The organism is Hymenobacter mellowenesis (assembly GCF_030581005.1).
GTDB lineage: Bacteria > Bacteroidota > Bacteroidia > Cytophagales > Hymenobacteraceae > Hymenobacter > Hymenobacter mellowenesis.
In genome coordinates this window covers 183,182-196,398 of sequence record NZ_JAUQSX010000010.1, presented here as the reverse complement: position 1 = coordinate 196,398, position 13,217 = coordinate 183,182, and the positions used below count along the sequence as shown (strand labels likewise).

Genomic DNA, 13,217 nt, shown 5'->3' with positions numbered 1-13,217 from the left:
GCTTTTGCGTTAATTAAACTCGCTTGACAGCGCTACTGGCGCACGATGCGGCGCACTTCCAAGCTAGTGGCCGTGCGCACCTGCAGCAGGTAGAGGCCGGCCTCGCAGCCGCTCAGGTTCAGCTCCTGGATGGTGCCTTGCGGGTTGGGCGCGGGCACCGAAGCCTCGGCCACGCGGCGGCCCAGGGCATCAAATACGGTGAGGGCCACTGGCTGGCTGTAGCCGGTGAGCGTGACCTGCAGGCGGCCGTCGGGCGTGGGGTTGGGGGCCACGCCCAGGCTGGTGCCGGGCTGGGCGCGCAGGGCCGAAAGCACCGTGAAGGCCGCCGAGGCGGGCGAGGTGCAGCTGCCTGCTGGGCCCGCCACTACGGTTTGCACCGTGTAGGTGCCGCCGTTGGCAATGGTGATACTCTGGCCGGTGGCGCCGGGAATAGGCTGCCCGTTGAGGTACCACTGGTTGCCAGTGGCGTAGCTGCTGGTCAGGGTCTGGCCGTTGCGGGTGATGACGGGCGTTGTCACGCCCGGCCGCACACGCACTACCACCGACGTGGTATCGCCGCACCCCGTGGTATAGCCCAACGTCGGAGTCACGCGCAAATAGTAGCGCGTCGTCACGGTGGGGTTCACCGCGATGTCCCGCGTGTTGGTGACGGCCGGCAGGCCGTTGCCGCCGGCATTGGCCGTCCACTGGTAAGCATAGGGCTGCAGCTGGGAGGTGTTGGTGGTGAAGTTCCGGACCGAGTCGGTTCGCAGTATCTGGCCTTGCAACACCATGCTGGCGCCCTGGCAAAGCGGAGGAGGCAAAATGGGTGTTATCTGGGCGTAATTGCCCCGGAATATCCGAATGATAATTACCCGGTTTTGCACGCCCTTGACGGGGCAGGCGTCGTCCTCAATTTTCAGGTTGAAGCGAATGACGCGGCCGCCGGCAGTAGGGGAGGGCTGGAAAAGCAGCACCGCCTTGGGGTTGGTGCTGCCGTTGCCCGTGAGGCGGAACGTGCCCACGTCGGGAGCGCCAAACAGGCTGGGGTCGCTGTTGAGGTTGGGTGGCAGCGTCACGGTCAGGTGCTGGTTGGCGCTGGGCGTGAGCAGGTTATCGGGGTCGGTGAAGCTGAGCTCGACCCGCGTGTAGCTGCAGGTACGCACGTCAATCCGGGTCGTATCGGGCAGGTTGGGGTTGCTGCCTACCGTGGGTGGATTGGGCAGGCTGTTGCCATTGCAATCGGCCACCACCACCGTCATTTCGCGGCGCACCGTGCCGATGACGCGGCGCACGCCGCCGATGCGGCGGTACTCGGTAACCAGAATAGCCAGCTGGTATTGGTTTGCTCCGGGCGTGGTATTCGCGTTCAAAATGCCCGGGGTGAAGGTGAGGGTGCGCGCCTGCGGGTTGAAAAACAAGGTGCGCGTGACGCCCGTCCGGGACGGGCACCGGCCTAGGGTGTCCACTCCCAGCAAAATGGGGTTGGTGGGCGTGAAGTAGATGGCGCCGGAGCCCGGGTAGTTGAAAAAACACGGGCCGCTGGGGCTCGAAACCGGCGCCAGCACCGGCGGCAGGCTGACCGAAGTGTACCGCACGGGCGTGCCACAGGCTTGCAGCGGCGCTGTCAGCGTATAAGCCAGGGAATCGCCGTCGGGCTCGGTGGCCGGGAAGGTGATGGTCGTGTTCTGCCGCCAGCATACGTATTGCATGGGAATGTCCAGCGCGTCGAACTGCGGCGAAGTATTGGCCACGGCCGTGGTGCCCTGGCTGCGGTTGTCGAGGGTGGCTTCCACGTACAGGTCGTTGCCCGTCATGTTGGTCATGTTGGTCCGGTAGTCCTGCGAGGTGCCCACGCTCAGCGCCCAGTTGCCGGGGGCGAGGGTAACGGTGGCCTGGTACGTGTACCGGTCGTAGTTGGGTAGCCCGGCCGGCCCCTGGCACGGCCCGGCCGAAACGGCGGCACAGAACGGATTGCCCATTTCCACGGCGCCCTGCTGCACCAGCGGCGCCGTGAGCGTGGCCGTGGCGTTGCAGCCGCCGTTGCGGCATTCCAGGGTAAAGGGCAGGGGCACAATGCCCGAGCAGTCGCGGTAGAGGCGAAACTTGACGCGGTATTGATTATTGCCGAGCGAGACATACGTCAGGTCGCCGCCCAGCAGGTGCGACGCGCGCACCTCGGAAACAGCCCCCAGCCCCATCAACAGCCAAACAAGAAGTAGTAGCTTGTATCTCATGGTTGAAATCGGAAAAGAAGGAAAAATGCACTACGGCAGGCAGGTGCGGCGAAACGCCTAATGGTTCCGTCGCACCGCCTTGCTTCAAGCCAAAGCCTGATGGCCCCGAAAGCGCCGCCGTGCTATTGCCGCACAATGCGGCGCACTTCCAGGCTGGACGCGGTGCGCACCTGCAGCAGGTAGAGGCCGGCCTCGCAGCCGCTCAGGTTCAGCTCCTGCGTGCTGCCCTGCGGGTTGGGCGCGGGCACCATCGCAGCCGATACTTTCCGGCCCAGGGCATCGAGCACCGTCAGGGTGACGGGCTGGGCGTAGCCGGTGAGCGTGACCTGCAGGCGGCCGTCGGGCGTGGGGTTGGGCACCACGCTCAGGCTGGTGCCGGGCTGGGCGCGCACGGCCGAAAGCACCGTGAGCGCCGCCGAGGCCGGCGACACGCAGCTGCCCTGCGAGCCGGCCACGTAGGCCTGCACAGTATAGGTGCCGCTATTGTTCACTGTCAGATTCTGGCCGGTGGCGCCGGGCACTACCTGCGCGTTGCGGAACCACTGGTTGCCGGTGGCGTAGCTACTGGTCAGGGTCAGGCCGTTGCGCGTTACCACGGGGGGCGCCACGGCGGGTAGCACGCGCACCAGCACCGAAGCGGTGTCGCCGCATACACCCTGGGCAAAGCCGAGAACCGGCGAAATGCGCAGCAGGTAGCGGGTCGTGACGGTGGGGTTCACCGCGATGTCGCGCGTGTTGGTCACGGCCGGCAGCCCGTTGCCGCCCACACTCGCCGTCCACTGGAAGGAATACAGCTGCGCCTGCGTCGTGTTGGTGACGATGCGCCGAATCGAATCGGGGCGCAGCACCCGGCCCTGTAGCACCGTAGAAGACCCCAGGCACAGCACCGGCGGGTTATTCAGGCTCACCATGGCAAAATTGCCGCGCAGCACGCGAATAACGATTACGCGGTTTTGCACGCCCTTGACCGGGCAGGCGTTGTCTTCGACGCGAACATTGAGCCGGATAATGCGCCCAACCGTAGCCGGCGACGGCTGGAAGAAGAACACGCCCTTGGGATTGGTAGTGCCATTGCCGCTGAGGCTGAACGAGCCCACATCCCCCGAGTCGAGCAGGTTGGGGTCGGTGTTGATGTTGGCGGGCAGCGTCACGGTTAGCAGCTGGTTGGCGCTGGGGGTGCGGATGTTGTCGGGGTCGGTGAAGTTGAGCTCCACGCGCGAGTAGTTGCAGCTGCGCACGTCAATCCGCGTCGTGTCGGCGGTGTTCACCACATTGGTGCCGGAGTTGATGGTCACCGGGTTAGACTGCACGGGGTTGGGCGTGGCGTTGGTGCCGCAGTCCATCACAATCAGGGTCGCCTCGCGGCGCACCGTGCCAATGACGCGGCGCACGCCGTTGATGCGGCGGTACTCGGTGATGAGCACCGCAATCTGGTACTTGTTGGCGCCGCTGGCCGGGCTAGTGGCAGAATTGTAGATGCCGGGCGTGAACGTAATGGTGCGCGCCTGCTGGTTGAAAACAAACGGCCGCACCACGCCGGTTCTCAGCGGGCAGGTACCCACCGTGTCCAGCCCTAGCTGAATGGGATAGGTAGGGCTGTAAGTGCCGCTGGCTTGGCCCGAAAAGGTAAAAGTGCACCCCGGTGACTGGGTGATTACCGGCGCGATGCTCGGGTAGGCATTGTAAGTAACGGGCGTGGCGCAGGCCTGCAGCGGGGCGGCCAGCGAGTACACCAGCGAGTCGCCATCGGGCTCGGTCGACGAGTAGGTGATGGTGGTGCGCTGCTTCCAGCACACGTACTGAATCGGAATGTCCTGCGGGTCGAACTGGGGCGAGTTGTTGGCCACGGCCGTGGTGCCCTGGTTGCGGTTGTCGAGGGTGGCTTCCACGTACAGGTCGCCAGCCACGATGTTGGCCAGCGCCGGGCGGGCGCTCTGGCTGGTGCTCAAAATCCATTGCCCGGGCGGCAGCGTGACCGACGCCAGGTACTCATACACATCGTAGCTGGGCAGGCCCGCGGGCCCCTGGCACGGCCCCGCCGACACGGCCGCGCAGAAAGGGTTGCCTGCCTGTACGGAGCCGGTCTGCACAAACGTGGCTTGCACCGTGGCCGTGGAGCTGCAGCCGTTGTTTTTGCAGTTCAGGTCAAAAGTGGTGGGCGCGATGCCCGAACAGTCGCGGTAGAGGCGAAACTTGACGCGGTACTGGTTGTTGCCCAGCGATACGTAAGTCATATCGCCGCCCAGCAGGTGGGAGGCCCAGGCCACGGGTGCGCTGCCCAGCAGGCCGGCCAGAAGCAACAAAAGAATCAGGGGTAAACGGTTTCTCATGTGTGAAAGGAAAATAGAGGTGAAAAGAAAATGGTGAATAGAAAAGAGCGCGGCATTAGCCGCCTGCAGCACCGACCAATCCCGGATTCAGGGGTTTGAAGCAGGATATTAGTGCTATGCTGTTGTATTTATTCCTTCCGCAATTTTGGTTCCATAATTCCGATAAATTTTTTATCCGAGCAATTATTGCGGAGTTATACCCGCCGTTGGCCCTAGCTTGCCGCCCACTACCCAGCCGCTACCCTCATGCCGACACACCCTGATTTCAGCTTAAACCACCTCCTCGTTTTCGCCCGCGAGCCCGTACTGGGCCGCGTCAAAACCCGCCTCGCCGCCGACATTGGCCCCGAAGCTGCCCTGACCGTGTACCGCGAGCTGTTAAGCATCACCGCCGCGGCCATCACCGCCGCCCGCGTGCCTGCCACCGTGTGGCTGGCCGAAGCCCCTGCCGCCGCCGATGCTGCCCAGCCCCGCACCGAATGGCCCGGCCTACCCTGGCGGGCGCAACCAGCCGTCGAGTCGCTCGGCGAGCGGATGCACCACGCCTTCGGCGAAGCCTTTGCCAGCGGTGCCACCCGCGTCGTCATCATCGGCACCGACTGCCCCGGCCTGACGCCCGCGTTGCTGCAAGTCGCTTTCGAGGCGCTCGAAACCCACGACATGGTGGTGGGCCCGGCCGATGACGGCGGGTATTACCTGCTGGGAATGCGGGAGTTGCAGGCAGAAATATTTATCAACAAAAACTGGAGCACTGCCACCGTGCTATCCGATACCTTGGCCGATGCCGCCCGGCTGGGCCTCCGCGTGGCGCAGTTGCCGATGCTGCACGACGTGGACTCAGGGCGGGATTTGGATAGGTGGCGGGGGCGGTAGAACGACTATTTGGGGTAAACGCGCACGTCATGCAGAGCGGAGCGAAGCATCTCGCTTGTGGTAGTAAACCAATCGACTGAGTCACTACCACAAGCGAGATGCTTCGCTCCGCTCTGCATGACGTTCTTTTTCCTTATTCCAACAAAAAATCCTTACGCCACCGTACCGCCGCAGCTGGAGCCGCTGCCGGCGGTGCAGCCGTAGCAGTGCTGGTTGACGACGATGGGGCGCTGGGCCAGGGCGGCGGCGTCAAAATCGCGGATGTGCTGCACGGTGCTGGCTACATGCAGGTCCAGCATCTGGTTGAAATCGCAGTCGTAGAGGTCGCCGTCCCAGCCTACCGAAATGGTGTTGCGGCACATTACGCCAGCCGCCGCCACGGGGTTGAAGGCGTTGACCAGCTTTTCCATGTAGCCCGCGTAGTTACCCGATTCAATCAGGTAATCGAGGTAGCGGCTCACGGGGATGTTGGTGATGGCGAACAGCTCGTTGAACACGATGCCGTGGTCGCGCATCAGTGCCTTCTTGAATTGGTCTTGCAGGCCCTTTTGCGAGCCGGGTAGGAAAGCGCCGGCGGGGTTATACACCAAGTTCAGCACCAGGCCCGAACCGGGCTGGCCGTAGCCCACGACGTTCAGCATTTTCAGGGCCCGAATGGAGTCTTCGAACACACCGTCGCCGCGCTGGCTGTCGGTTTTGGCGGCGCTGTAGAAGGGCAGGGAGCTTACCACCTCCACGCCGTGCTTTTTGAAGAACTCGGGTAGGTCGTGGTATTTCTTGTTGGCCACGATGATGGTGAGGTTGCAGCGCACCAGCACCTTGCGGCCCAGCTTGCTGATTTCCTCCACGAACCAGCGGAAATCGGGGTTCATCTCGGGCGCACCGCCGGTGAGGTCTACCGTCGGGATGTCGGTTTGGGCCAGCGCGTCGAGGCAGTACTGCATCGTTTCGCGGGTCATGATTTCCTTGCGGTCGGGGCCGGCGTCCACATGGCAGTGCTTGCACACCTGGTTGCACATTTTGCCCACGTTGATTTGCAGCACGGCCGGCGCCACGGGCGTCAGCGGAAACAGCGCCGCCTCCCGCAGCTTCTCGTGGAAAAGCGGTAGGTGTAGTGTCTCGGCCACCTCGCGGCGCAGCACAGTGAGCTGGAAAGCAGAATCGGCGAGCTGGTTGCCAGTGGCTTTGAGGGACTTAATCATGCGGATTAATAATGAACCTGGATAGTGCGGCAAAGGCGCAACCGTAAAAACCTTAGCAAGTTATTGGATGAGACCGACTGCCGAACCTTACGAAAAAGCCGACGCCCACAGATTGACCAACCCCGTCATTCATAGAAATGTCGCATCCGCCGAATGGTAGTCAATACCACCCAGTCGCCGAATCGGGGAAAGTACGTGTGCACCAGCACGATGAGCTGGCCCAGCGCCGAAATAACGGTGCGCTGCCGCCGCCGCCGGATGTGCCGCACGATTATGGCCGCCACCTCGGCCTGGGTTTTTTGCCAGCGCGGCGGGCGGTGGGCAATGGGCACGGGCTGCCCGTCGGCGGCCAGCACGCGCTTTTCGGGGTCGTTCTGGGTGAAGCCGATGTGCACAACCCCGAAATGCACGCCCGTGTCGGCCAGCTCCAGCCGCAGGGTGTGGGCCAGGTTGGCCACAGCCGCCTTGCCCGCACAATAGGCCGAGCCGCTGGGCATGCCATTCAGGGCTGATATAGAGGAAATAAACGTGACGCTGCCCCGGGCCTTTATCAAATGCGGCAGCGCCGCCTTCAGCGGAAACACCGAGCCGTACACGTTGCTGTCCATCACCTGCTTAAATACGTCGGGCTGCATATCGGCGAAATACGCCCGCTGTGAAATGCTGGCATTCGTCACCAGAATGTCGAGCCGGCCGAAGGCATCAATGGCCGTATTTACCAACAGTTCGCATGCCGCGTAATCGGTCACGTCGGCCACGCAGCTAGCCACGGTAAAACCCGCAGTTTCCAAAGCGGCGCGGGTTTGGCCCAGGCGCTCGGCGTTGCGGCCGTTGAGCACCACGGCGGCGCCGCTTTCGCACAACAGGCGCGCGGTTTCGCGGCCGATGCCCGACTCGGAACCCGTGACAATGGCCACCTGCCCGGCAAATGGGCCGCGGCGACCGGCCGGCCCGGCATCAGACATAGTGGTGGGCTTTAAACCAGGCAAAGGATTCGGCAACGGCTTCGATGATGGGAGTTTGGGGCAGGGCCAGTTCGGCCACGGCTTTCCGGGCCGTAAAGTAATGGCCGTCGTTAGCTACGGCCGCCATGGCCGCATTCAATTGGGCCGACCGGCCGGTGAGCCAAGTCTTTACGTCGCAGAGTTGCCCGTAGATTGTGGCCGCGCCCGACGGGATGGGCCAGCGCGGCGCGGCCACGCCTAAACAGTTGCTGAACAACGTGAATGCTTCGCGGTAGCTCAAGTTTTCATTGCCCAAAATGTACGACTCACCCACGCGGCCCATCGTCAGCGCGTTCACGGTAGCCACGGCCACGTCGCGCACGTGCACGTAGTTTTTGCCGCCGGGCGGGTAGCCGGGCAGGCGGCCATGGTACAGTTCCAGCAGCAGCGCGTTGGAAGTCGGTTTCACGTCGCCCGGCCCCAGCATGAAGGTGGGATGGACCAGCACGGCCGGCAGGCCCTCGTCGGCGGCCAGGCGCACTAGCTCCGTGGCGGCCACTTTGCTGTCCATGTAGTCGAGGCCGTAGCGCTGGCCGGCATACGGTCGGGTTTCATCGCCGGGCTGCTGCCGCGTGCCAAAGCCGAAAACGTTGGCCGTGCCCACGTACACGAAGCGTCTCACGCCAGCAGCGCGGGCCAGGCGCAGTGCATTCTCGGTGCCGCCGATGTTCATGAGTCCCACCGCTGGGTTGCGCGCCGGGTTCACCTGGGCCAGCGCCGCCGCGTGAATAATGGATTCGCAGCCGGCTACTAGGGAGAGTAAACGAGCCGGGCTGGCGGGCCGGGCCAGGTCTTCTTCGCAATACTCCACGTTCCACTCGGCCGGGAAGGGCGGTGCGGTGCCGGGCCGCAGCAGCGCCCGCACGGGGTGGCCGCGCCGCACCAGTTCCGCTACCAAATGGCGTCCCAGGAAGCCGTTGGCGCCGGTTACGAGTACGGGGCCCGGCATCAGCGGTAGTTGAGCAGGGCCTTGTAGGTGCGGGCGATGCGCGGCGGCGCTACGTTTAGAAAGAACATGGTGAAGGCCGTGAGGTTGGCCAGCTGCACGCGGAGCCAGCTGTTGGTTTCGTATTTACGAGCCGATACCACCACGTCCTGCGGCACGATGTAGAACGAGGCTACGCGCCGGATGCGCCGGATGATTTCGAAATCTTCCATGATGACAAACCGCTCGTTAAAGCCCCCCAGTCGCTGAAATAAAGCCTTGGTAATGAACAAGGTCTGGTCGCCGCCGCGGCTCATGATGCCCTTGAAGCGCGTGCCGTAGCTGTTGATGCGCAGCAGCGGGTGCGTCGAATCGAAGCGGAAGCGGTAGCAGCCGGCCTCGTGTCCATCGGCCACCGCTTGCCGGATGGTGGCCACGAAATCGGGGTGAATGCCGACATCGGCGTGCACAAAGTAGAGGATGTCGCCGGTGGCATGGGCGGCGCCGTGGTTCATCTGGGCGGCGCGGCCGGGCCGGGGGCTGACCAATACGGTAGCGCCGGCCTGGCTGGCCACCGACGCCGTGCCGTCGGGGCTGGGGGCGTCCACCACCAGAATTTCGACCGCGCCGGCTGGGGCGTGGCGGCGCAAATCGGCCACCAACCGGGCAATGTTGGGGGCTTCGTTAAAAGTGGGGATGATAACGCTGAACGTCATGGCAGTGGGAAAGGAAGCGCAACTTCCGGCTTTTTCGGCAAACTTGGCGCGGATGTTTTCCGGAACGTACGCACGGATGGGGTCGGTGCGTGTGGCTAAGGTCAATCTTTTTCGTGGCCTCCGCGCGTATATTCCGGTCACCAACCTTGATTATGAAAAAAAATGCCATTTTTCTTCTGACTGCCAGCACTTTCGCGGCGGTTTTGGCTCCGGCCATTCCGGTGGTTGCGGCTGGTCCCCGGGCCGCTGCCGTGGCTCCCGGTGCCACCACGGCCGTCGACCATTCAGCTTTTGATAAGCTGCTCAAAAAACACGTCAACGACAAAGGTTTGGTCGATTACAAAGGTTTCAAAGCCGATGAAAAGACCTTCAACCAATACCTCGACCTGCTGAGCAAGAACAAGCCCGCCAGCAGCGCCAGCAAGCAGGAACAGATGGCTTTCTGGATAAACGCCTACAACGCCTACACCATCCGCCTCATCCTCGACCACTACCCGGTGGAAAGTATCAAGGACATCGGCTCGAAAATCAAAATCCCGTTCGTCACCACGCCCTGGGCCATCAAGTTTTTCAGCATCGGCGGCGAGAAGATGAGTCTCGACAACATCGAACACGGCACCCTGCGCAAGAAATTTGACGACCCGCGCATCCACTTCGCGCTGGTGTGCGCCTCTATGAGCTGCCCGCGCCTGCGCAACGAAGCCTACACCGCCGCCAAACTCGACGCCCAGCTCGATGACCAAGGCCGCGATTTTCTGAACAATCCGGCCAAAAACAAGATTGGCAAGAGCGGTGCCCAACTCTCCAAGTATTTCGACTGGTACAAAGGCGACTGGACCAAAAACGGGCAGTCGGTGGCGAAATGGGTAAACAAGTATTCCACCACCAAGATTGACGAGAAAACGCCCATCAGCTACCTCGATTACAACTGGAAGCTGAACCAGCAGTAAGGGCAGGAAGGCAGAATTATCAAGAACGTCATGCTGAGCGCAGTCGAAGCATCTCTACCGCGAGAGTAACTAATTACTGATACGGAAGAGATGCTTCGACTTCGCTCAGCGTGACGTTCTGTCCCTTGAATAACATCACAAACGCGCTTTACAATCTCCACTAAATGAGTTACCTCGATACCACCGCCGACGTGTACCGCCAGGCGGCCCAGGAGCCCCAGGTGGGCCTGTGCTGCACCACCAACCCCGTGTGGCAGCTGCCCGGCCTGAGCATTCCCAAGCGCATGCTGGCCATGAACTACGGCTGCGGCAGCACCGTGAACCCGCGCGACCTCACCAACTCGCCCACCGTGCTCTACGTGGGCGTGGGCGGCGGCATGGAGCTGCTGCAATTTGCCTACTTCAGCCGCCGCCCCGGCGCCGTCATCGGCGTCGATGTGGTGGACGAGATGCTGGAAGCCTCGCGCCAGAATATGGAAACCGCCGAGCAGGAAAACGACTGGTTCCGGAGCGAGTTCATCGACCTGCGCGCCGGCGACGCCCTGCACCTGCCCGTGGAGGACGAAAGCGTGGACGTGGCCGCCCAGAACTGCCTGTTCAACATCTTCAAAGCCGACGACCTGCGGCGCGCCCTGCAGGAAACCTACCGCGTGCTCAAGCCCCACGGCCGCCTCGTGATGTCGGACCCCACCTGCGAGCAGCCCATGAGCGACGAACTGCGGGCCGACGAGCGCCTGCGCGCCCTCTGCCTCACCGGCTCGCTGCCGCTGCAGGAGTACCTGAACATGATTACCGAAGTGGGTTTCGGCACGGTGGAAGTGCGTGCCAAGCGCGCCTACCGCGTGCTGGCCCCCAGTCACTACGCCACCGATGAGCTCATCTATATCGAAAGCGTGGAAGTGTGCGCCATCAAAGACCCCATGCCAGCCGATGGGCCATGCATCTTCACGGGCCGCACGGCCATTTACTACGGCGGCGAAGAACTGTTCGACGACCAGAAAGGCCACGTCCTCATGGCCAATCAACCCTTGGCCGTGTGCGACAAAACCGCCGGCGCCCTGCTGGCGTTGGGCCGCAACGACATCTTCGTGTCGCCTTCGACTTTTCACTACGACGGCGGCGGCTGCTGCTAGGTAGCTGGTTTTCTAAACTTTTTTTTCAGAACGTCATGCTGAGCCTAGTCGAAGCATGACGTTCTTTTTTGTTGCCATAACTCATGCGAAAGCTACCCGTGCTGCTCAGCCTCTGCGCGCTTCCGTTAGCTAGTCTGGCTCAGTCGGCCAAGCCCGCCGCCGAGGTGCGCCGCTACGCCATTGAAGTGGCCGGCCTGCGCGTGGGCACCATGACGGCTACGCGCCAGCCACCAACTGGCCCGGAGGAAGTGTACACGCTGGTGAGTGACGTGAAAGTGAACTTCCTCTTCTACCACTTGAAAATTTACTACCAGGTGATGAACCGCTTCCGCAACGGCCAACTCCTGCTCTCCACCGTCGAAGCCCACACCAACCAAGGCGATTTCCAGTCGCGCACCGAGTGGAAAGGCGACCATTACACCATTCTCGCCGACCAGTACAAGCACCACTACGAAGCCACCGAGAAGCAGCCCATCCGCTACGCCGTCACCAACCTGTTCTTCGCCGAGCCGGCCAATCAAACCCGTGCTTTCGCAGAGTATTTCGGCGATTATTTCGCCCTGAGCCGCGCCAAAGACGGCACCATTCGGGCCGTGCGAGATGGCCGCGAGGACGAGTACCAGTACGCCAACGGCCAGCTGGTCACCATCATCAAGAAGAACCCGCTTAAAAACTTCATCATCCGGCTGCTGCCGTGATACGCGCTACAACTCGGCAAACGTCTGCCCGGCGCGCACCATGCGGCGCAGCAACGGGCTGGCGCGGTACCGGTCCTCATGGTACTCATCATAGAGCGCATCCAGCGTGCCCAGCACCTGCGGCAAACCCAACTCATCGGCCCAGGCCAGGAGGCCCTTGGGGTAATTTACGCCCTTGGTCATGGCCAGTTCCAGGTCGGCTTTTGAGGCCACGTTGAGCGCCAGCGCATCCACGGCTTCATTGATAAGCATGGCGAGGATGCGCGTTAGAATCTGCTGGCCCAGTACTTCGTCGCGGGTGGGCTCAGGAGGCGTGGCGCCTTCGGCGTAGCTGTAGAAGCCGCGGCCCGACTTGCGGCCGTAGTAGCCAGCCTCGAAGAGGCGCTTTTGGGTGAAGGAAGGCTTGAAGCGCGGGTCGAAAAAGAAAGCGGTGAACACCGATTCCGTGACGCGGTAGTTCACGTCGTGGCCAATGAAATCCATCAGCGCAAATGGGCCCATGCGGAAGCCTCCCAGCTCGGTCATGGCCCAGTCGATGGTGGCCATGTCGGCCATGCCTTCTTCCAGCAGCCGGATGGCTTCGCCGTAGAAGGGCCGCGCCACGCGGTTCACGATGAAGCCGGGCGTGTCTTTGCACAGCACCGGCAGCTTGCCCCAGCTTTGCACCAGTGCCCGCATTTCCTCGGCTAAGCCTTCCCGCGTCTGCACCGCCGGAATCACCTCCACCAACGCCATGAGCGGGGCGGGGTTGAAGAAGTGAATACCGATAAACCGCTCCGGCCGCTGGCAGGCCGCCGCGATGGAGGCAATGGACAGCGACGAAGTATTGCTGGCCAGGATGCAGTCGGCCGAAACCACCATTTCGACTTGCTTGAACACCTGTTGCTTCACGCTCAGCTCCTCCACAATGGCTTCGAGTACTAGCCCGCAGCCCGCAAAGTCTTGCATATCAGAAGTGGGGCGTACGCGGATGATGGCAGCTTCTGCTGCCTCGGTGGGCATTTTGCCCTTTTCGGCTAGCTTGCGCAACGCAGTGGCGATGCCGGTGGTGGCTTTCTTCAAAGCCGCGGCGCTCTGGTCGAGCAGAAACACCTCGTGCCCGGCTACGGCTACCACTTGCGCAATGCCCGCGCCCATGGCGCCGCTGCCGATAATTCCGATTGTCATTCG

11 protein-coding genes are annotated in these 13,217 nt (G+C 62.5%); 4 read left to right on the top strand and 7 right to left on the bottom strand.

Going from position 1 to position 13,217, the window contains the following annotated elements; all coding sequences use genetic code 11:
• Positions 1–32 precede the first annotated feature (32 nt).
• Complete coding sequence (locus Q5H92_RS18755; protein ID WP_305013089.1) at positions 33–2,216, bottom strand: T9SS type A sorting domain-containing protein; 2,184 nt, start codon at positions 2,214–2,216, stop codon at positions 33–35.
• A gap of 122 nt (positions 2,217–2,338) precedes the next feature.
• The gene (locus Q5H92_RS18750; protein WP_305013088.1) at positions 2,339–4,546 is read right to left on the bottom strand and encodes a T9SS type A sorting domain-containing protein; all 2,208 of its coding nucleotides are present in this window, start codon (positions 4,544–4,546) and stop codon (positions 2,339–2,341) included.
• 246 nt (positions 4,547–4,792) lie between these two features.
• Between Q5H92_RS18750 and Q5H92_RS18745 the strand changes: the two genes are divergently transcribed.
• A complete protein-coding gene (locus Q5H92_RS18745; protein WP_305013087.1) occupies positions 4,793–5,419 on the top strand; it encodes a TIGR04282 family arsenosugar biosynthesis glycosyltransferase in 627 nt (208 codons plus the stop codon).
• Positions 5,420–5,571: 152 nt separating this feature from the next.
• Here the strand turns inward: Q5H92_RS18745 and arsS are convergent, their stop codons facing one another.
• From arsS to Q5H92_RS18725, 4 genes are all read right to left on the bottom strand, one after another.
• A complete protein-coding gene (arsS, locus tag Q5H92_RS18740) occupies positions 5,572–6,618 on the bottom strand; it encodes an arsenosugar biosynthesis radical SAM (seleno)protein ArsS (protein WP_305013142.1) in 1,047 nt (348 codons plus the stop codon).
• 128 nt (positions 6,619–6,746) lie between these two features.
• Complete coding sequence (locus Q5H92_RS18735) at positions 6,747–7,586, bottom strand: SDR family oxidoreductase (RefSeq protein ID WP_305013086.1); 840 nt, start codon at positions 7,584–7,586, stop codon at positions 6,747–6,749.
• Positions 7,579–8,574, bottom strand: a complete 996-nt coding sequence (locus Q5H92_RS18730) for an NAD-dependent epimerase/dehydratase family protein (RefSeq protein WP_305013085.1) — start codon at positions 8,572–8,574, stop codon at positions 7,579–7,581. Before Q5H92_RS18730 ends, Q5H92_RS18735 begins: the two co-directional genes overlap by 8 nt.
• Positions 8,574–9,266: a TIGR04283 family arsenosugar biosynthesis glycosyltransferase gene (locus tag Q5H92_RS18725; protein ID WP_305013084.1), complete on the bottom strand. Its 693-nt coding sequence runs from the start codon at positions 9,264–9,266 to the stop codon at positions 8,574–8,576. Before Q5H92_RS18725 ends, Q5H92_RS18730 begins: the two co-directional genes overlap by 1 nt.
• A gap of 152 nt (positions 9,267–9,418) precedes the next feature.
• On the opposite strand from Q5H92_RS18725, the gene Q5H92_RS18720 reads away from it, so the two are divergent.
• The 3 genes from Q5H92_RS18720 (at position 9,419) to Q5H92_RS18710 (ending at position 12,047) form a co-directional block, all read left to right on the top strand.
• Positions 9,419–10,216 (top strand): DUF547 domain-containing protein, encoded by a 798-nt coding sequence (locus Q5H92_RS18720; RefSeq protein WP_305013083.1) that lies wholly within the window; start codon positions 9,419–9,421, stop codon positions 10,214–10,216.
• Positions 10,217–10,380: 164 nt separating this feature from the next.
• On the top strand, positions 10,381–11,349 hold the full coding sequence (gene arsM, locus Q5H92_RS18715) for an arsenosugar biosynthesis arsenite methyltransferase ArsM (protein WP_305013082.1): 969 nt from the start codon (positions 10,381–10,383) through the stop codon (positions 11,347–11,349).
• Between the two features lie 83 nt (positions 11,350–11,432).
• Positions 11,433–12,047, top strand: a complete 615-nt coding sequence (locus Q5H92_RS18710) for a DUF6134 family protein (RefSeq protein ID WP_305013081.1) — start codon at positions 11,433–11,435, stop codon at positions 12,045–12,047.
• Positions 12,048–12,053: 6 nt separating this feature from the next.
• Here Q5H92_RS18710 and Q5H92_RS18705 read toward each other — a convergent pair whose 3' ends face one another.
• Positions 12,054–13,214, bottom strand: a complete 1,161-nt coding sequence (locus Q5H92_RS18705; protein ID WP_305013080.1) for a 3-hydroxyacyl-CoA dehydrogenase NAD-binding domain-containing protein — start codon at positions 13,212–13,214, stop codon at positions 12,054–12,056.
• Positions 13,215–13,217 lie beyond the last annotated feature (3 nt).